The organism is Sphaerotilus sp. FB-3 (assembly GCF_023706025.1).
Lineage (GTDB): Bacteria > Pseudomonadota > Gammaproteobacteria > Burkholderiales > Burkholderiaceae_C > Sphaerotilus > Sphaerotilus sulfidivorans.
Map to the genome: position 1 here is coordinate 64,859 of NZ_BQWE01000012.1, position 14,778 is coordinate 79,636.

The window sequence follows — 14,778 nt, forward strand, 5'->3', positions numbered from 1 at the left end:
CCCGCCGTCGGTGCTTTGTAAAGTCGCCAGGCGGCCTTTCCTGACGACCTGCTGGTCTGGGTGAGCCGCCTTCGCGGGCCGGGTAACTGGCGCCGCGCATGCCTGAATCACCCCCCCGGCTGGCGGCTTGACCGCCGGCACGGGCCAAGGAGAAGCTGTTGAACGGCTCCTGCGTGCTGACCGCCCTGTCTTCCTTCACCCGCCGTGCCCTGGCCGTGCTGGCCCTGGCCCTGCCCGTGGCCGCGCTGGCGGCCGACCCGCAGATTGCCTCGGTGGTGGACAACCCCGACCCGGTGCCCGCCGGCGGGCAGGTGACCTACACCGTCACGGTGGACAACAACGCCGCCGATGCGGCGCTGAACACGCGGCTGCAATTCAGCATGCCCAGCGGCGCCGCGTTCGTTTCCGCCGGGCCGCTTTCGCAGAACTGCGCGCCGCAAAGCGCCACGCTGGTGGAGTGCAACCTGGGCAGCGTGGCCGGCTCAGGCGCCGACACCCGCACCCTCACCTTCGTGTGGCGCGCCACCGTGGCCGGCCCGGCCACGCTGAACCCCACGCTCACGCTGCTGGCCGACAACGACGTCAACCCCGGCAACAACGTTCAGACCGCCACCACCACGGTGATTGCCGGTGCCAACCTGGCCCTGGCCAAGATCGCCACGCCCGAGCCCGTGGTGGGCGGTGCCAACGTCACCTATACGCTGACGGCCAGCAACCCTGGCCCCAACGATTCCGCCGGAATCGTCATCACCGACACCTTGTCGCCTTCCAGCACCTATGTCTCGGCCAGCGGCAGCGGCTGGAGCTGCAGCCACAGCGCCGGCGTTGTCACCTGCAGCCGCAGCGGCCCGCACGTGGCCGGCGCGGCGATTCCGTCGGTCACCCTCGTGGCCACCGTCAACGCCAGCGGCGGCACCATCACCAACACCGCCACCGTGGCCCCGGCCAGCGGCGGCACGGCCGACCCCGACAACAGCAACAACACCGCCATCGCCAACAGCACCGTGCTGCCCGGGGCGGACGTGCGCATCGCGCAGAAGATCGTCACCTCCACCGTGCCAGCCATCGCCGGGCAGAACGCCACCTTCCAGATCCAGCCGCGCAACAGCGGCCCCAGCGCCGGCAGCAATGTCGTCGTCACCGACACCCTGCCCGCGGGCTGGACGTATGTCTCCGGCACCGGCACCAACTGGAGCTGCAGCGCCGCCGGCCAGGTGGTGAGCTGCACGCGCGCGGCCATGCCCGTGGACGCCACCGACAACATCAACATCGTGGCCACCGCGCCTTCCAGCGTGGCGCCCACCGGCACCACCTTCACCAACAACTCCAGCATCAGCGCCGCCAGCACCGACCCGGTGGCCGGCAACAACAACGCTGCGGTGAACATCCTGGTGCTGCCCGACGGCGCCGACCTGCGCCTGGCCAAGACCAAGACCCCGAACCCCGTGGCCCAGGGCAGCAGCCTGACGACCACCCTCACCGTCACCAACAACGGCCCGCGCGTGGCCACCGGCCCCTTGAAGGTGGTGGACGTGCTCAGCGGCGAAACCTTCGTCAGCAGCAGCCCGGCAGCCTGGAGCTGCAGCGCCACCGGCAGCGTGGTGGAGTGCACCCACGCCAACGGCTCCGGCCTGGCCGTGGGGGCTTCCCTGCCCGCCTTGGTGCTCACCACCACCGCCACCGGCAGTGGCACGCTCACCAACCAGGCCTGCACCGGCAGCAGCCTGCCGCCGGGCAGCGGCGCGGCCACGGCCTCACCGCCGTTGGAGGGCGACGCCAACAACTCCAACGATTGCACCTCGGCCGGCGCGGTGTCCACCACCGTGCAGCCGGATCTGGCCATCACCAAGACCACCACCACGCCCAGCGGCGGCGACAAGGTTGTCTCTTCCAGCGAAGCCAGCGTCACCTACACCCTGGTGGTGACGAACGCCTCGGCCACGCCGCAGAACGCCACCGGCGTGCGCATCACCGACACCGTGCCCGCCTTCATCAGCGGCCGCACCACGATCAACGCCGTTACCGCCACCGTTTCCGGCGGCAGCACCGCCACCTTCAGCTGCAGCATTGCCACGGCCACCGTCACCTGCACCCAGACCGGCGGCGTGCTCGCCCAGGGCGAGACGGTGACGGTGCCCATCACCGTGAACCGCGCCATGAGCGACGGCAGCTTCACCAACACCGCCACCGTCACGAACACTGCCGAGGGCGACCCGACCCCGGGCAACAACTCGGCCAGCGATACGGTGACCATCGAGCCCATTGCCGACGTGGAAGTGACCGGCAAGACGGTGAGCCCGGCCAGCGTGCGCGCCGGTGAAACGGCCACCTACGTCATCAGCTACCGCAACAACGGCCCGAGCACGGCTGCCAGCGTGCTGGTAAGCGACACCTTCACCTTCGGCGTGGGCGACACCGGCCTGACGGTGGTGTCCATCGCCTCCAACAAGCCCGGCTCCACCTGCACCGTCGGCGCCGGCAGCGTGCTCAACCCCGGTGCGCCGGCCTACAGCTGCACCATCGGCAGCCTCACCAACGGCGAGACGCGCACCATCACCCTGGTGGTGCGCCCCAACTTCATGGCCGGCGACCCGGCCCGCACCTTCAACAACACGGCGGCCATCACCACCACCACGGTGGAAAACCCCGCCGGCGGCGACAACGGCAACAACAGCCGCAGTGCGGTGCTGAACATCACCGCCTCCAGCATCGACCTGCTCGTCAACACCACCGATGTGACGGACCCGGTGCCCTACACCGCCGGCAACACCTTTCTGAACTACCGCGTGCGCGTCACCAGCAACGGGCCGAGCTACGGCACCAATGTGCACGTGACCAACACCATGGCGCCGCCGGCGGGAAAGCGCGTGCGCTTCGTCTGCGACACCACCACCCTGGGCGGCAGCACCTGCAACCCCGTGGCGCTGTGCTCGGTGAGCAACGTCACCTCGGGCGTGGGCACGCCGATTCCGGCCGTCACCTGCTCCGTGCCAGCAGGCAATGCCACCACGGGCCTCGCGGTGGGCGACCTGGCCAGCGGCCAGAGCAAGGACATCTTCCTGCGCTTCGAGGTGCTGGACCAGCCGGCAGTGAACGGCGACGTGTTCAACAACACCGCCGTCGTCAGCGCCAACGAGGCCGACAGCTTCAACGCCAACGACACCGAGGCCGAAACCACCACCGTGCGCCAGCGCGTGGACCTGCGCGTGACCAAGGCCGCCAGCGCCAGCCCGGTGAGCCTGAACCAGCCCTTCAACTGGACGATCACCGTGGTGAACAACGGCCCGGGCAATTCGGCCCAGACCGACCTGACCGACACCCTGCCTGCAGGCGTGCAGGTCACCGGCGCCATCAACTTCAGCAAGACCTTGCCCGCCGGCAGCGGCAGTTGCAGCCTGGCCGGCCAGGCCGTCACCTGCGCACTCGGGGCGTTGGATGCCACGGGCACGGCCACCATCACCGTGCCGGTGCGCTTCACCAGCTACCCCACCGGCGGCACCGCCACCAACACGGCCACGGTGGACACCGACCCGGCCAAGACGGGCGGCATCAACACCCCCGGGGGCAACAACACCGGAACCTCGGTGGTGAGCGTGACCAAGTCGTCCATCAGCGGCCTGGTGTTTGAAGACCGCCTGCGCGACGGCGCCAACGCCGGCACGCCGCAGTCCGCGGCGCTGGAGCCGCGCGTGGCCGGGGTGACCATCACCCTGACCGGCACCGACGCCTACGGCAACCCCATCAGCCGCAGCACCACCACCGCCAGCGACGGCACCTACCTCTTCGACAACCTGCCACCTTCGGACGGCACCGGCTACACCATCACCCAGACCCAGCCCGTGGGCCTGCAGAACTGCCCCGAGACGCCGCCCATGGGCAGCGTGGGCGGCAGCTACAACTGCGGCGGCACCTTCGGCGATTCCGTCTACAGCCTGGTGGTGCTGCCGGCCAACACCCCCGGCATCAACTACAACTTCCCGGAAATCCGCCGCGTTTCCCTGAGCGGCTTCGTCTACATCGACAGCAATGCCAACGGCGTGCGCAACGCCGGGGTGGATGCGCCCATCCAGGGCGCCACGGTGCGCCTGCTCGACGCCAACACCCTGGCCGTGCTGGCCACCACCACCACCGCGGCCGACGGCAGCTACAGCTTCACCAACCTCGACCCCCTGGTGTGGTACGCGGTGGAAGAGGTGCAGCCCACCACGCCGGCCGGCCTGGTGCAAGGCCCGGTGAACCTGGGGCTGGTGAACGGCGTGAGCTGCGCCGGAACCTGCTTGCCCTACCGCGACCAGCCCAGCCCCGGCTCCGACCTCATCCGCTACATCGACCTGACCACCGGCGTGGACGGCACGCAGTTCAACTTCGGTGAACTGCAGGTGGCCACGATCAGCGGCACGGTCTACATCGACCGCAACCGCAACGGCACGATGGACGCCACGCCCACCGACGCCCGTGCGAACAACGTCACCCTGCGCCTGGTGCAGGGGGCCGACTGCAGCAGCGGCACCACCCTGCAAACCACCACCACGGCGGCCGATGGCAGCTACAGCTTCGCCAACGTCACGGCCGGCCCGGCCTACCTCGTGTGCGAAACCCTGCCGGCCGGCCATGGCCATGGCAGCACCAACCCGGGCAGCGGCAACAGCACGCCCGGCGCGGGGGTCATCAGCATTCCGGCGCTGTCGCCTTCGGGTTCCACGGCCAATAACTTCGGCCTGCTGCTGGCCAGCCTGGCCGGCTCGGTGTACGCCGATGTATCCCCCGCCCTGCCGGCCAACACCAACAACGGCGTGCGCGATGCGGGCGAAGCCGGCATTGCCAACGTTCCTGTCACGCTGACCGGCGTGGACGCCCTGGGCAACCCGGTGAACCTTTCCACCACCACCGACGCCACGGGCAACTACCGCTTCGACGACCTGCTGGCCAGCAATGGCGCCGGCTACACAGTGACCGAAGGCGCCATCCCGCCTGCGGCCGGCAACTTCAACGACGGCCTGGAACATGTGGGCAGCAGCGGCGGCAACGCGGCGGTGAACGACACCGTCTCGGGCATCGTGCTGGCCGCCGGCGTGCAGGCCACGGCCTACGACTTCGGCGAACTGCCGCAGGCCTCCATCGGCGGCACGGTGTACGTCGACCGCAACCGCAACAACCTGCCCGACGCCAGCCCCACCGATGCCCCCTTGGCCGGCGTGACCCTGCGCCTGGTGCAGGGCGCCGACTGCGGCAGCGGCACCGTGCTGCAGACCGTGACCACCGACGCCACCGGCGCCTGGCTGTTCACCGCCGTGAGTGCGGGCAACAACTACCTGGTGTGCGAAACCCAGCCGGTGGGCGTGCTCAATGGCGTGGAAAACCCCGGCAGCGGCAACACCAGCCCGGGCGCCAACGTCATCGCCATCACCAACCTGCCCGCAGGCGGCAGCAGCGGCAACCACTTCGGTGAACGCCTGGGCTCCGTCGCTGGCAGCGTGTTCCTCGACACCGACAACAACGGCGCCCGCAATGGTGCGGACACCGGCATCGCGGGCGTCACCCTCACCCTCACCGGCACAGATGTCTCCGGCAACCCGGTGAACCGCAGCACCACCACGGATGCTTCGGGCAACTACCGCTTTGACGACCTGCTGGCCGCTGGAGCCGGCGGCTACACGCTCACCGAACAGGCGGCGCAACCCGTGGTGGGCGGCACCGCCACCCTGAATGGCCGCACCACTGCCGGCACCGTGGCCGCCGCCACCGTGGGCACGGCCACTGCCGTGGCCAGCACGCCCAGCGCCGTTTCCGCCATCACCCTGGCGGCCGGTGCCGATTCCGTCGCCAATGATTTTGCCGAAGTCTTGCCCGTGCGCTTGAGCGGCGCGGTCTTCATCGACGCCGCCAACAACGGCACGCGCGAGCTGCCGGGTGACCTGGGGCTGGCCGGCGTGACGGTGCAGATCACCGGCACCGACGACCTGGGCAACCCGGTGTCGCGCACCCTCACCACCGCGGCCGACGGCAGCTTCGTGGCCAGTGACCTGCGCCCCGGCACCTACACCCTGACCGAACCCACGCAGCCGCCCGGCACCAGCAACGGCATCACCACGCCCGGCAGCGCGGGCGGCAACGCCACCAACCCTGCCACCGTGCCGAGCCAGGTCAGCAACATCGTGCTCACCACGCCGGGCGCCAGTTCGCTGAACAACCTGTTCGGCGAAGTCGCCAGCAGCGGCGTCATCAGCGGCACCGTGTGGCTGGACCAGGATGCCAGCGGCACGCGCAATGGCACGGAGGCCGGCATCGCCGGCGTCACGCTCACGCTCACCGGCACCGACCTGGGCGGCAACCCGGTGAACCGCAGTACCACCACCGATGCCTCGGGCAACTACAGCTTCACCGGCCTGTCGCCGGGCAGCTATGTCGTGACCGAACCCACCCAGCCCACGGGCACGGTCAATGGCGTCACGCTGGCGGGCAGCCGCGGCGGCAGCGCCACCGCGCCTGCCACCCTGCCCAGCGCCATCAATGCCATCACCCTGGGCGTGGGCGAAAGCGGCACCGGCTACGACTTCCTGGAAGTGCCGGCCGGCCAGATCGGCGGCCGCGTGTTCCTGGACGCCGAAGACAACGGCGTGCAGGACGCGGGCGATGCAGGCATTCCCGGCGTCACCGTCACGCTCACCGGCGCCGACGACCTCGGCCAGCCCGTGAGCCAGACCACCACCACCGCGCCAGATGGCAGCTACAGCTTCGCCAACCTGCGCCCCGGCACCTATGCGGTGAGCGAACCCACGCAACCGCCGGGCACTGTGAACGGCCAGACCGTCGCCGGCAACCTGGGCGGCAATGCCACCCCGGTGGCCACCGTGCCCAGCCAGATCGGCGGCATCGTGCTGCCCGTGGGCGGCAGCGGCACGGCCTACAACTTCGCCGAGATCGGCCATTCGCCGGACCTGCGCGTGAGCAAGCGCAGCGGCAGCGAGCGCTTCACCGTCGGCCACCTGGGCAGCTATGTACTGAGCGTGCGCAACGCCGGCGAGGTGCCCAGCAGCGGCGAGGTGGTGGTGAGCGACCGCCTGCCCGCTGGCATCACCCTGGCGGCCACGCCCAGCGGCACCGATTGGCTGTGCACGGGCGCGGCCGGCGACAGCAGCTTCACCTGCCGCAGCAGCAGCGTGCTGGCCGCTGGCGCCACGCACCCGGGCGAGATCACGGCCCGCGTGCAGGTGGCCGTGGCGGCCCAGGCTGCGTCCCCCGCCATCAACGCCGTGATGGTGGAAGGCGGCGGCGAGCCGCCCCTGCGCGCGCCCACCCCGGCCGAACGCAGCGCCTTCGCCGGCACCCCAGGCAACCTGCCAGCCTGCGCGGCCACGCCCAGCCACAACGCCTGCCGCCTGGCCACGCCGGTGCAACTGGCCGCCGCCGTGAGTGGCACCGCCTGGATGGACACCGGCAGCCGCAGCCGTGTGCTCGATGCCGCCGACCGCCGCCTGCCCAACTGGCAGGTGGAGGTGCTGGACGTGGCCACCGGCCTGCCCATGGGCAGCGCCGTCACCGCCGCCGATGGCAGCTACCGCATTGGCAACCTGCTGCCTGGCGTGGAGCTGGCCATCCGCTTCCGCGACCCGGTGTCCAACGTGGTCTTCGGTTATCCCGTCAACGGCGAGGCCGCGCCCGGCTCTTCCGGCGCCGGCTGCGACAGCGCCACCGCCCGCAGCAACGGCAGCGCCAGTTCCTGCGTGGAAACCGGCGTGGCGCCGCAGCTCACCGTGGTGCTGGCCCCGGGGCAGGAACTGCCGCAGCAAAGCCTGCCGGTGGACCCCAGCGGCGTGGTGTACGACGCCGTCATCCGCCAGCCGGTGCCCGGCGCGGTGGTCACGCTCAGCCCGGTGGGCGTGTGCGCGGGCTATGACCCAGCGACGCAGATCGTCGGCGCCGGCCTGGGCGGCTACACGCTGAACGGCCAGGCCATTGCCATGACGACCGGGGCCGATGGCTTCTACCAGTTCCTCTTCGGCACCAATGCGCCCGCCAGTTGCACCTTTGCGCTGAGCGTGGCGCCGCCGTCGGGCTACCGCTTCGTGTCCACCCTCATCGCCCCCACGGCCGGGCCCCTGGTGCCCCCGGGCGGACCGGGCAGCACCTTCCTCGTGCAGCCGCAGGCCGCCGCGCCCAGCGGCGCGGTGGGCAGCGCCACCACCTATTACCTGAGCGTGGTCAGCGGCTCGGGCGGTGCCAACATCATCCACAACCACCTGCCGCTGGACCCGGCCGTACCCACGGCGCTGACGCTTTCCAAGAGCGGCGACAAGGCCGTGGCCGAAACCGGCGACACCGTGCGCTACACCCTCACGGTGCAGCTCACGGCGGGTGCGCGCCCGGCCATGGTGAGCGTGCTCGACCGCCTACCCGCCGGCTTCACCTACGTGCCCGGCACGGCCATGCTGGGCAGTGCACGCCTGGCCGACCCTGCCGGCGCGCCGGGCCCGCAACTGGCCTTCAACCTGGGCGCCATGCCGGCCAGCGGCCAGCTGGTGCTGCACTACCGTGCCCGCGTGAATGTGGGCAGCGCGCAGGGCGACGGCATCAACCGTGCCCGGGCGCACGCCTGCGGCGCGCCCGCGGGCTGTTACGCGGCCAGCGGCAGCGGCGGCGGCGCGGCCTTCACGCCCGTGCCCGGCAGCGTGCCCACCAACGAGGCTGTGCACCGCGTGCGTGTGCAAGGCGGCGTGTTCGGCACCGCGGCCTGCTTCGCCGGCAAGGTGTTCGTGGACTGCAACCACAACCACGTGCAGGACGCTGAGGAACTCGGCATCCCCGGCGTGCGCCTGGTGCTGCAGGACGGCACCACCCTCATCAGCGACGTGGAAGGCAAGTACTCCATGTGCGGCCTGCCGCCGAAGAGTCATATGCTCAAGGTGGACAGCCTCACCCTGCCGCGCGGCAGCCGCCTGACGACCAGTTCCAACCGCAATCTGGGCGACGCGGGCAGCCTGTGGCTGGACCTGAAGAACGGCGAACTGCACCGCGCAGACTTCGTGGAAGGCTCGTGCTCCAACACCGTGCTGGAACAGGTGAAGGCGCGCCGCGCGCAAGGCGAGGTGCGTGCACCCGAGACCGAGAAGAAGGGCGGCCCGGCGCTGCGCTTCGACAGCAAGGCGCACCAGCTGAACACGCTGAGCTCGCCCCAGCAGGGCACCGATGGCGCCAACCAGCTCGCGCCGAAGGCGCGCGAAGGCACCGGCCCGGCCAGGCAGTCTTCGCTGCAGCAGAACACTCCCACGATCTCGATGCCGATGAACCGACCACCGCCCACCGGGCGAAGTTCGGCCGACGCGCCCGACAGTGCCGCCAGCGCAGGAGGTTCCGATGCGTCGCGCTGAACAGAACCAGACCATGAAGCCGCAACCCAAGATGCCGCGCCTGAGCCTGCTGGCCGCCGCCTGCCTGCTGGCCGGCCCGGCCTGGGCCGACAGCACGCCGCCGCGCGGCAGCCCGCGCGACGTGGCCTACACCGCGCTGGATGTGGTGGGTGGCCAGCCGCTGTACCCTCAAGTGGCCGGTGAGGCCGCGCCGCCGCAGGTGCTGCGTGCCGGCGGCGTGGTGGCTGCAGCCAACACCAGCTACGGCGCCAATGCCGCCGTGGCCCGCCTGGTGGTGGAGGTGGCGCGCAATGGCGTGCCGGCCGATGGCCAGAGCGAGGTGCCCATCACCCTGCGCCTGTTTGGCACCGATGGCCAGCCCCTGGCCGGCGAGGCCTTCGTCACCGTGGAACACAGCGGCGGGCGCATCCGCCTGCCCGGGGCGCGCACCGATGAACTGGGGCCCATGGCGCGCGACGCCGACCGCGCCACGCCGGGCATTCAACTGCCCGTGCGCGGCGGCGTGGCCCAGCTGCTGCTGCTGGCCCCGGCCGAGGCGCAGGACGTGCGCCTGCGTGTCACCGCCGGCAGCCAAGAAGCGGCCGGTAGCATCCGCTTCGTGCCGGAGATGCGCGACATGATCGCCGCCGGCCTGGTGGAAGGCATCGTCGGCCTGAACCGGCGCGTGAGCATCAGCCCGGCGCGCCAGGGCGACGGCTTCGAGCAGGAGATCACCGCCTGGTCGCGCGAATTCAACCAGGGCAAGGCCAACGTGGCCGCGCGCGCCGCCTTCTACCTGAAGGGCACGGTGCGTGGCGACGTGCTGCTCACCGCCGCCTACGACAGCGACAAGGACACCCGCGCCCGCCTGCTGCGCGACATCCGCCCCGACGAGCAGTACCCGGTGTATGGCGATGCCTCGCTGCGCAGCTTCGACGCCCGTTCCGCCCAGCGCCTGTACCTGCGCCTGGACAAAGGCCGCAGCTACGTGCTGTATGGCGATTTCGCCACCGGCGATGGCTTCAGCCAGCCGCTGGGCCAGGGGGCGGTGGCCTCGCTCAAGCAGCGCAGCTTGGGGCAATACAACCGCACCGCCACCGGCGCGCGCGTGCACCACGAGACGGAGCGGCTGGCGGCCAACCTCTTCGTCATCAACGACAGCCTGCGCCAGGTGGTGCAGGAATTCGCCTCGCAGGGCAGCGGGCCCTACGGCCTGCGCCATAACGCGGTGCTGGAAGGCAGCGAGAAGGTGGAAGTGCTGGTGCGCGACCGCGCGCAGCCTTCTCGCATCCTCGCCGTGCGGCCGCTGGTGCGGCTGGTGGACTACAGCTTCGAGCCCTTCAGCGGGCGCATCGTGCTGGCCACCTTCCTACCGGCGGTGGATGATTCGCTCAACCCGATGAGCCTGCGTGTGAGCTACGAGGTCGGCCAGGGCGGCGACGCGTTCTGGCTGGCCGGTGGCGATGCGCAATACCGCTTGACTGACCGCCTGGAAATCGGCGGCTCGGCGGTGCACGACCGCAATGGCCTGAGTCCGTATGACCTGGCCAGCGCCAACCTCACCTGGAAGCCGGGCGAACGCACCGCCGTGGTGGCCGAGGTGGCGCGCAGCAAGAGCACGGTGAACACCAACGCGGCTAACCAGAACGTGAGCCCCGGGCTGGCGGGCAAGAGCGGCGAACTCAGCGGCCAGGCCTGGCGCGTGGAAGCGGTGCATGAAGGCGAGCGGCTGGAGGCCCGCGCCTTCGTGGGCCGCAGCGCGCCCGAGTTCAACAACCCCGCCGCGCCGCTGGCTGGTGGCCGGCAGGAGGCGCATGCCAAGGCCGGCTTCAAGCTCACCCAGAGCCTGAAGCTGGTGGGCGACTACCTGGCCAGCGACGACCTCACCCCCGGCGGCGGCGAACGCCAGGCGGCCGCCCTGGGCGTGCAATGGGCCGCCACCCGCAGCCTCACCCTGGAACTGGGGGTGCGCCAGCAGCGCGAAACCGTGGGCACGCAGGGCAACGGCGTTGTCTTCTCGCCCTTCGGCATGACCGATGGCTTGACAGGCAGCCTGGCCACCGGCTCCGGCGGCGGCGCCTTGGGGTTTGGCAGCGCGCAGCTGGATCCAGCCACCGGCCTGCCGCTCATCACCCAGGGCGGGCTGCCCCAGGCCGCCAGCAGCCTGCCCGCCGGCACGCAGCTGGAAGCCACCACCGTGCGCCTGGGCGCCGGCTGGCGCGCCAGCGAGCGCGTTCGCCTGGGCGCTGAGGTGGAGCATGAACTCGATGGCGACGTGCGCCGCCGCGCCGCCGCCGGGTTGGACTACCAACTGGCCGAACGCACTCGGCTCTATGGCCGCTTCGAGCGGCAGTCCGGCTGGGTGCAGGCCGCGGGCCTGACGGATGCCGGCACCCGCGCCGAGCACCTGGCCTTCGGCATCGACACCAGCTATTTGCGCGACACCCAGGTGTTCAGCGAATACCGCCTGCGCGATGCGATGAGCGCGCGCGATGCGGTGCTAGCCAGCGGCGCGCGCCAGGTGTGGGATTGGGCCCCGGGCGTGCGCGTGAACCTGGGCCTGGAACGCCATGTGGTGCTGCACGGCAGCACGGCGCCGGTGCAGGCGGTGCATGGGGGGCTGGACTACACCGCCCACCCGCTGTGGCGCGCCGGCACCAAGCTGGAATGGCGCCGCTCGGGCGACCAGCCCGGCACGGCCGAGAACGAACAGTTCGACACCGTGCTGTGGCAGGGCATGGCCGCGCGCAAGCTCAGCCGCGACTGGACAGCCCTGGCGCGCAACTACCTGCTTGTCACCCGCTACGCCGCGCGTGGCGACGTGGCGCAGAACCGCGCCCAGCTGGGCCTGGCCTGGCGCCCGGTGGACGACAACCGCCTCAACGCCCTGGCCAAGCTGGAACACAAGCTGGAGCGCGACGCCAGCAACGCCGCCGTGGGCGAGCTGAGCACGCGCGCCTGGATCGGCTCGGCCCACGCCGATTTCCACCCCAGCCGGCCCTGGTGGTTCACCGGCCGCGTGGCCGCCAAGTGGCAGGCCGACCAGTTCGAAGGCGGCGTGCCCAGCCGCTTCCGCGCCGGCCTGGTGGCCGGGCGCATGGTCTACGACATCACCGAGAACTGGGACCTCGGCCTGCTCGCGGCCGTGCAGCTGGGCCAGGGTGGGGCGCGCCAGCACGCCTTCGGGCTGGAGGCGGGCTACCTGCTGGCGCAGAACCTGTGGCTTTCGGCCGGCTTCAATGCCGCCGGCTTCCACGGCGACCGCGACCTCACTGGCTATGAGTACACCCGCTCCGGCGTGTATGTGCGCCTGCGCTTCAAGTTCGACGAGACCCTTTTGTCAGGCAAGGACCGTGAAGTCAACCGCGCCCTGCCGCGCTGATGGAAAGCAATTCAGGCACCGACATGAAGAACACCCCCCTCGCCTTCGCTCCCACCCTGCTGTTGCTGGCGACCCTGGCCGCCAACGCGCAGACTGCGCAGCTCCAGCCGCAGGCCCAGCGCATCAGCGACCGCGCCATCCAGGCCGACATGGCCACCTATGAGGCCACGCAAAAGCGCATCAAGGCGCTGAACGACCAAGGCCGCCCGGTGCGCGACTACCACCTGGCCAAGGCCCAGTGCTGGCTGGACGTGAGCTTCCACGAGTACACCCGGAACGACCGCAGCACCTTCCCGCAAGAGGCCCTGCGTGAAAGCGAGAAGCTCATCCTCGGCATGGAGCGCGGCGCGAGCCCGTTGCCCATGGACACGCCCCTGGTGAACGGCGCCGACCGCCTGCGCGACGACCTGTGGGCGCGCAGCGAGGCCCTGAAGCGCCACCCCGGCTTCCAATGCGCGGCGGCGAAGATCGGCTGCGCCGAGGTGGAACTGGTGCATTCCGGCAACGAGCACAAGCAGCAGGGCTGGCGCCATGCCATGCCCTATGTGCAGATCGCCGAAGACCTGTTCGCCGAGGGCGAGCGCCTGGCCGCGGCCTGCATGCCGCCGCAGCCGGCCGACCCGGCCCCCGCCCCGGCCCCTGCCGTGGTGGCCGTGACCCCGCCACCGCCACCGTCGGCTGCGGCCCCCGCGCCGGCTGCGCCGCCCAAGGCGCGCGTGCTGTTCAACTTCGACCGCCACACGGCCAAGGAAATCCGCCGCGGCGTGGACGAGATCGATGCCCTGGTGCAGCGCATGAATGCCGAGCCCGGGCTGGTGAAGGGCATGGTGCTGGTGGGCCATGCCGATCGTTTGAACAGCACCGGCCAGAAGGACTACAACGTGCGCCTGGCCGAAAAGCGGGTGCAGACGGTGCGTGGCCTGCTGCTGCAGCGCGGCGTGCCCGCCCGCATGATCCGCACCGAATCGCGTGCCGACACCGAACAGGTGCTGGGCTGCGAAGCACGCTTCACCAACGTGACCGAGCTGCGGGAGTGCCTGCTGCCGAACCGGCGCGTGGAAGTGATCCTGGAACTCAAGCGCTGAATCGCTGTGGCGCCGGGCCACACGGCCCGGCCCGGGGCGCACGGGCCCGCCGTGCGTGCCTTCAGCGCTGGTCGATTTCCAGCAGCAGGCGCTGCGCCGGGGCCGGCCCCAGGTTCAGCAGTTGGGCCACGTCGGCCACGTCGTCGGGCAGGGCGGGGTTGTCCCAGCCGCGGGCGCTGTGCCGGGCCACGCGCGCGGCCAGTTGCACGGTGCGCACCTGGGGCGTGTCGGCATGGTGGTCGTCCATGGTGCGGGCCAGCAGCTCGCTCAGGCCCCAGGCCTTGAGCAGGGCCTGCTGCAGGTCGGCCAGCTCGATGCCCAGCACATCCTTCTGCGCCAGGGCGGAACGCAGCGTCGGGTCCTTCGCTTGCGCCTGGGCGATCTGCAGCGCCAGCGCGGGGGCATGCACCCACAACAGCATCTCGGCGAAGTCGTGCAGCAGCGCGGCTTCGTGGATGCGCATAGTGTTTTCAAACGCCTTCGAGGTCGGACTTAGAGCGGCTAACAAAACGCTGTCAGCGCCAAGTGCCTGGAAATCGTTGATGGCCGATGGGAAACAAGGAAGTCAGCGCCACGCTGTGGAAGAAGTTGAAGCCCCTGGTGCCGCAGCCACCGCCGCGCTCGGCCAAGGGTGGGCGGCCCCGGGTGGATGACCAGCGGGCCTTGAGCGGCATTTTGTTCGTCTTGCGCACGGGCATTGCATGGGAGGACTTGCCGCAGGAACTGGGCTACGGCAGTGGCATGACGTGCTGGCGACGACTGCGCGATTGGCAAGCTGCGGGGGTGTGGCACCGACTGCACCTGGCCTTGCTGGCCGAGTTGCGAAGCGTGGGCCAGCTCGACTTGAGCCGAGCGTGTGTGGATGGTGCCAGCGTGGCCAGTGTCGTGGTTCAATGAAATCGGACAGCTCAATGAGGGCTTGTAGCCCCCGAGACCGGGATGAGCATGACAAACAAGACACCAC

General features: G+C 70.6%; 4 protein-coding genes and 1 pseudogene. 4 read left to right on the top strand and 1 reads right to left on the bottom strand.

Features of this window, described 5'->3' with window-relative positions:
• The first annotated feature begins 158 nt into the window (after window positions 1-158).
• The 3 genes from NFT33_RS07170 to NFT33_RS07180 are packed head-to-tail and all read left to right on the top strand — an operon-like array spanning window position 159 to window position 13,814.
• Window positions 159-9,368 (top strand): SdrD B-like domain-containing protein, encoded by a 9,210-nt coding sequence (locus NFT33_RS07170; RefSeq protein ID WP_251674161.1) that lies wholly within the window; start codon window positions 159-161, stop codon window positions 9,366-9,368.
• A gap of 13 nt (window positions 9,369-9,381) precedes the next feature.
• Window positions 9,382-12,729: a hypothetical protein gene (locus NFT33_RS07175; protein ID WP_220787903.1), complete on the top strand. Its 3,348-nt coding sequence runs from the start codon at window positions 9,382-9,384 to the stop codon at window positions 12,727-12,729.
• Between the two features lie 23 nt (window positions 12,730-12,752).
• Window positions 12,753-13,814: an OmpA family protein gene (locus NFT33_RS07180; RefSeq protein WP_220787902.1), complete on the top strand. Its 1,062-nt coding sequence runs from the start codon at window positions 12,753-12,755 to the stop codon at window positions 13,812-13,814.
• A 61-nt stretch (window positions 13,815-13,875) separates the two neighbouring features.
• Here the strand turns inward: NFT33_RS07180 and NFT33_RS07185 are convergent, their stop codons facing one another.
• Entirely contained in the window at window positions 13,876-14,277 is a 402-nt protein-coding gene (locus tag NFT33_RS07185) for an HDOD domain-containing protein (protein ID WP_220787901.1), read from the bottom strand.
• An 86-nt stretch (window positions 14,278-14,363) separates the two neighbouring features.
• Here NFT33_RS07185 and NFT33_RS07190 point away from each other — a divergent pair.
• A pseudogene (locus NFT33_RS07190) lies at window positions 14,364-14,696 on the top strand (transposase); the annotation flags it as partial.
• Window positions 14,697-14,778 lie beyond the last annotated feature (82 nt).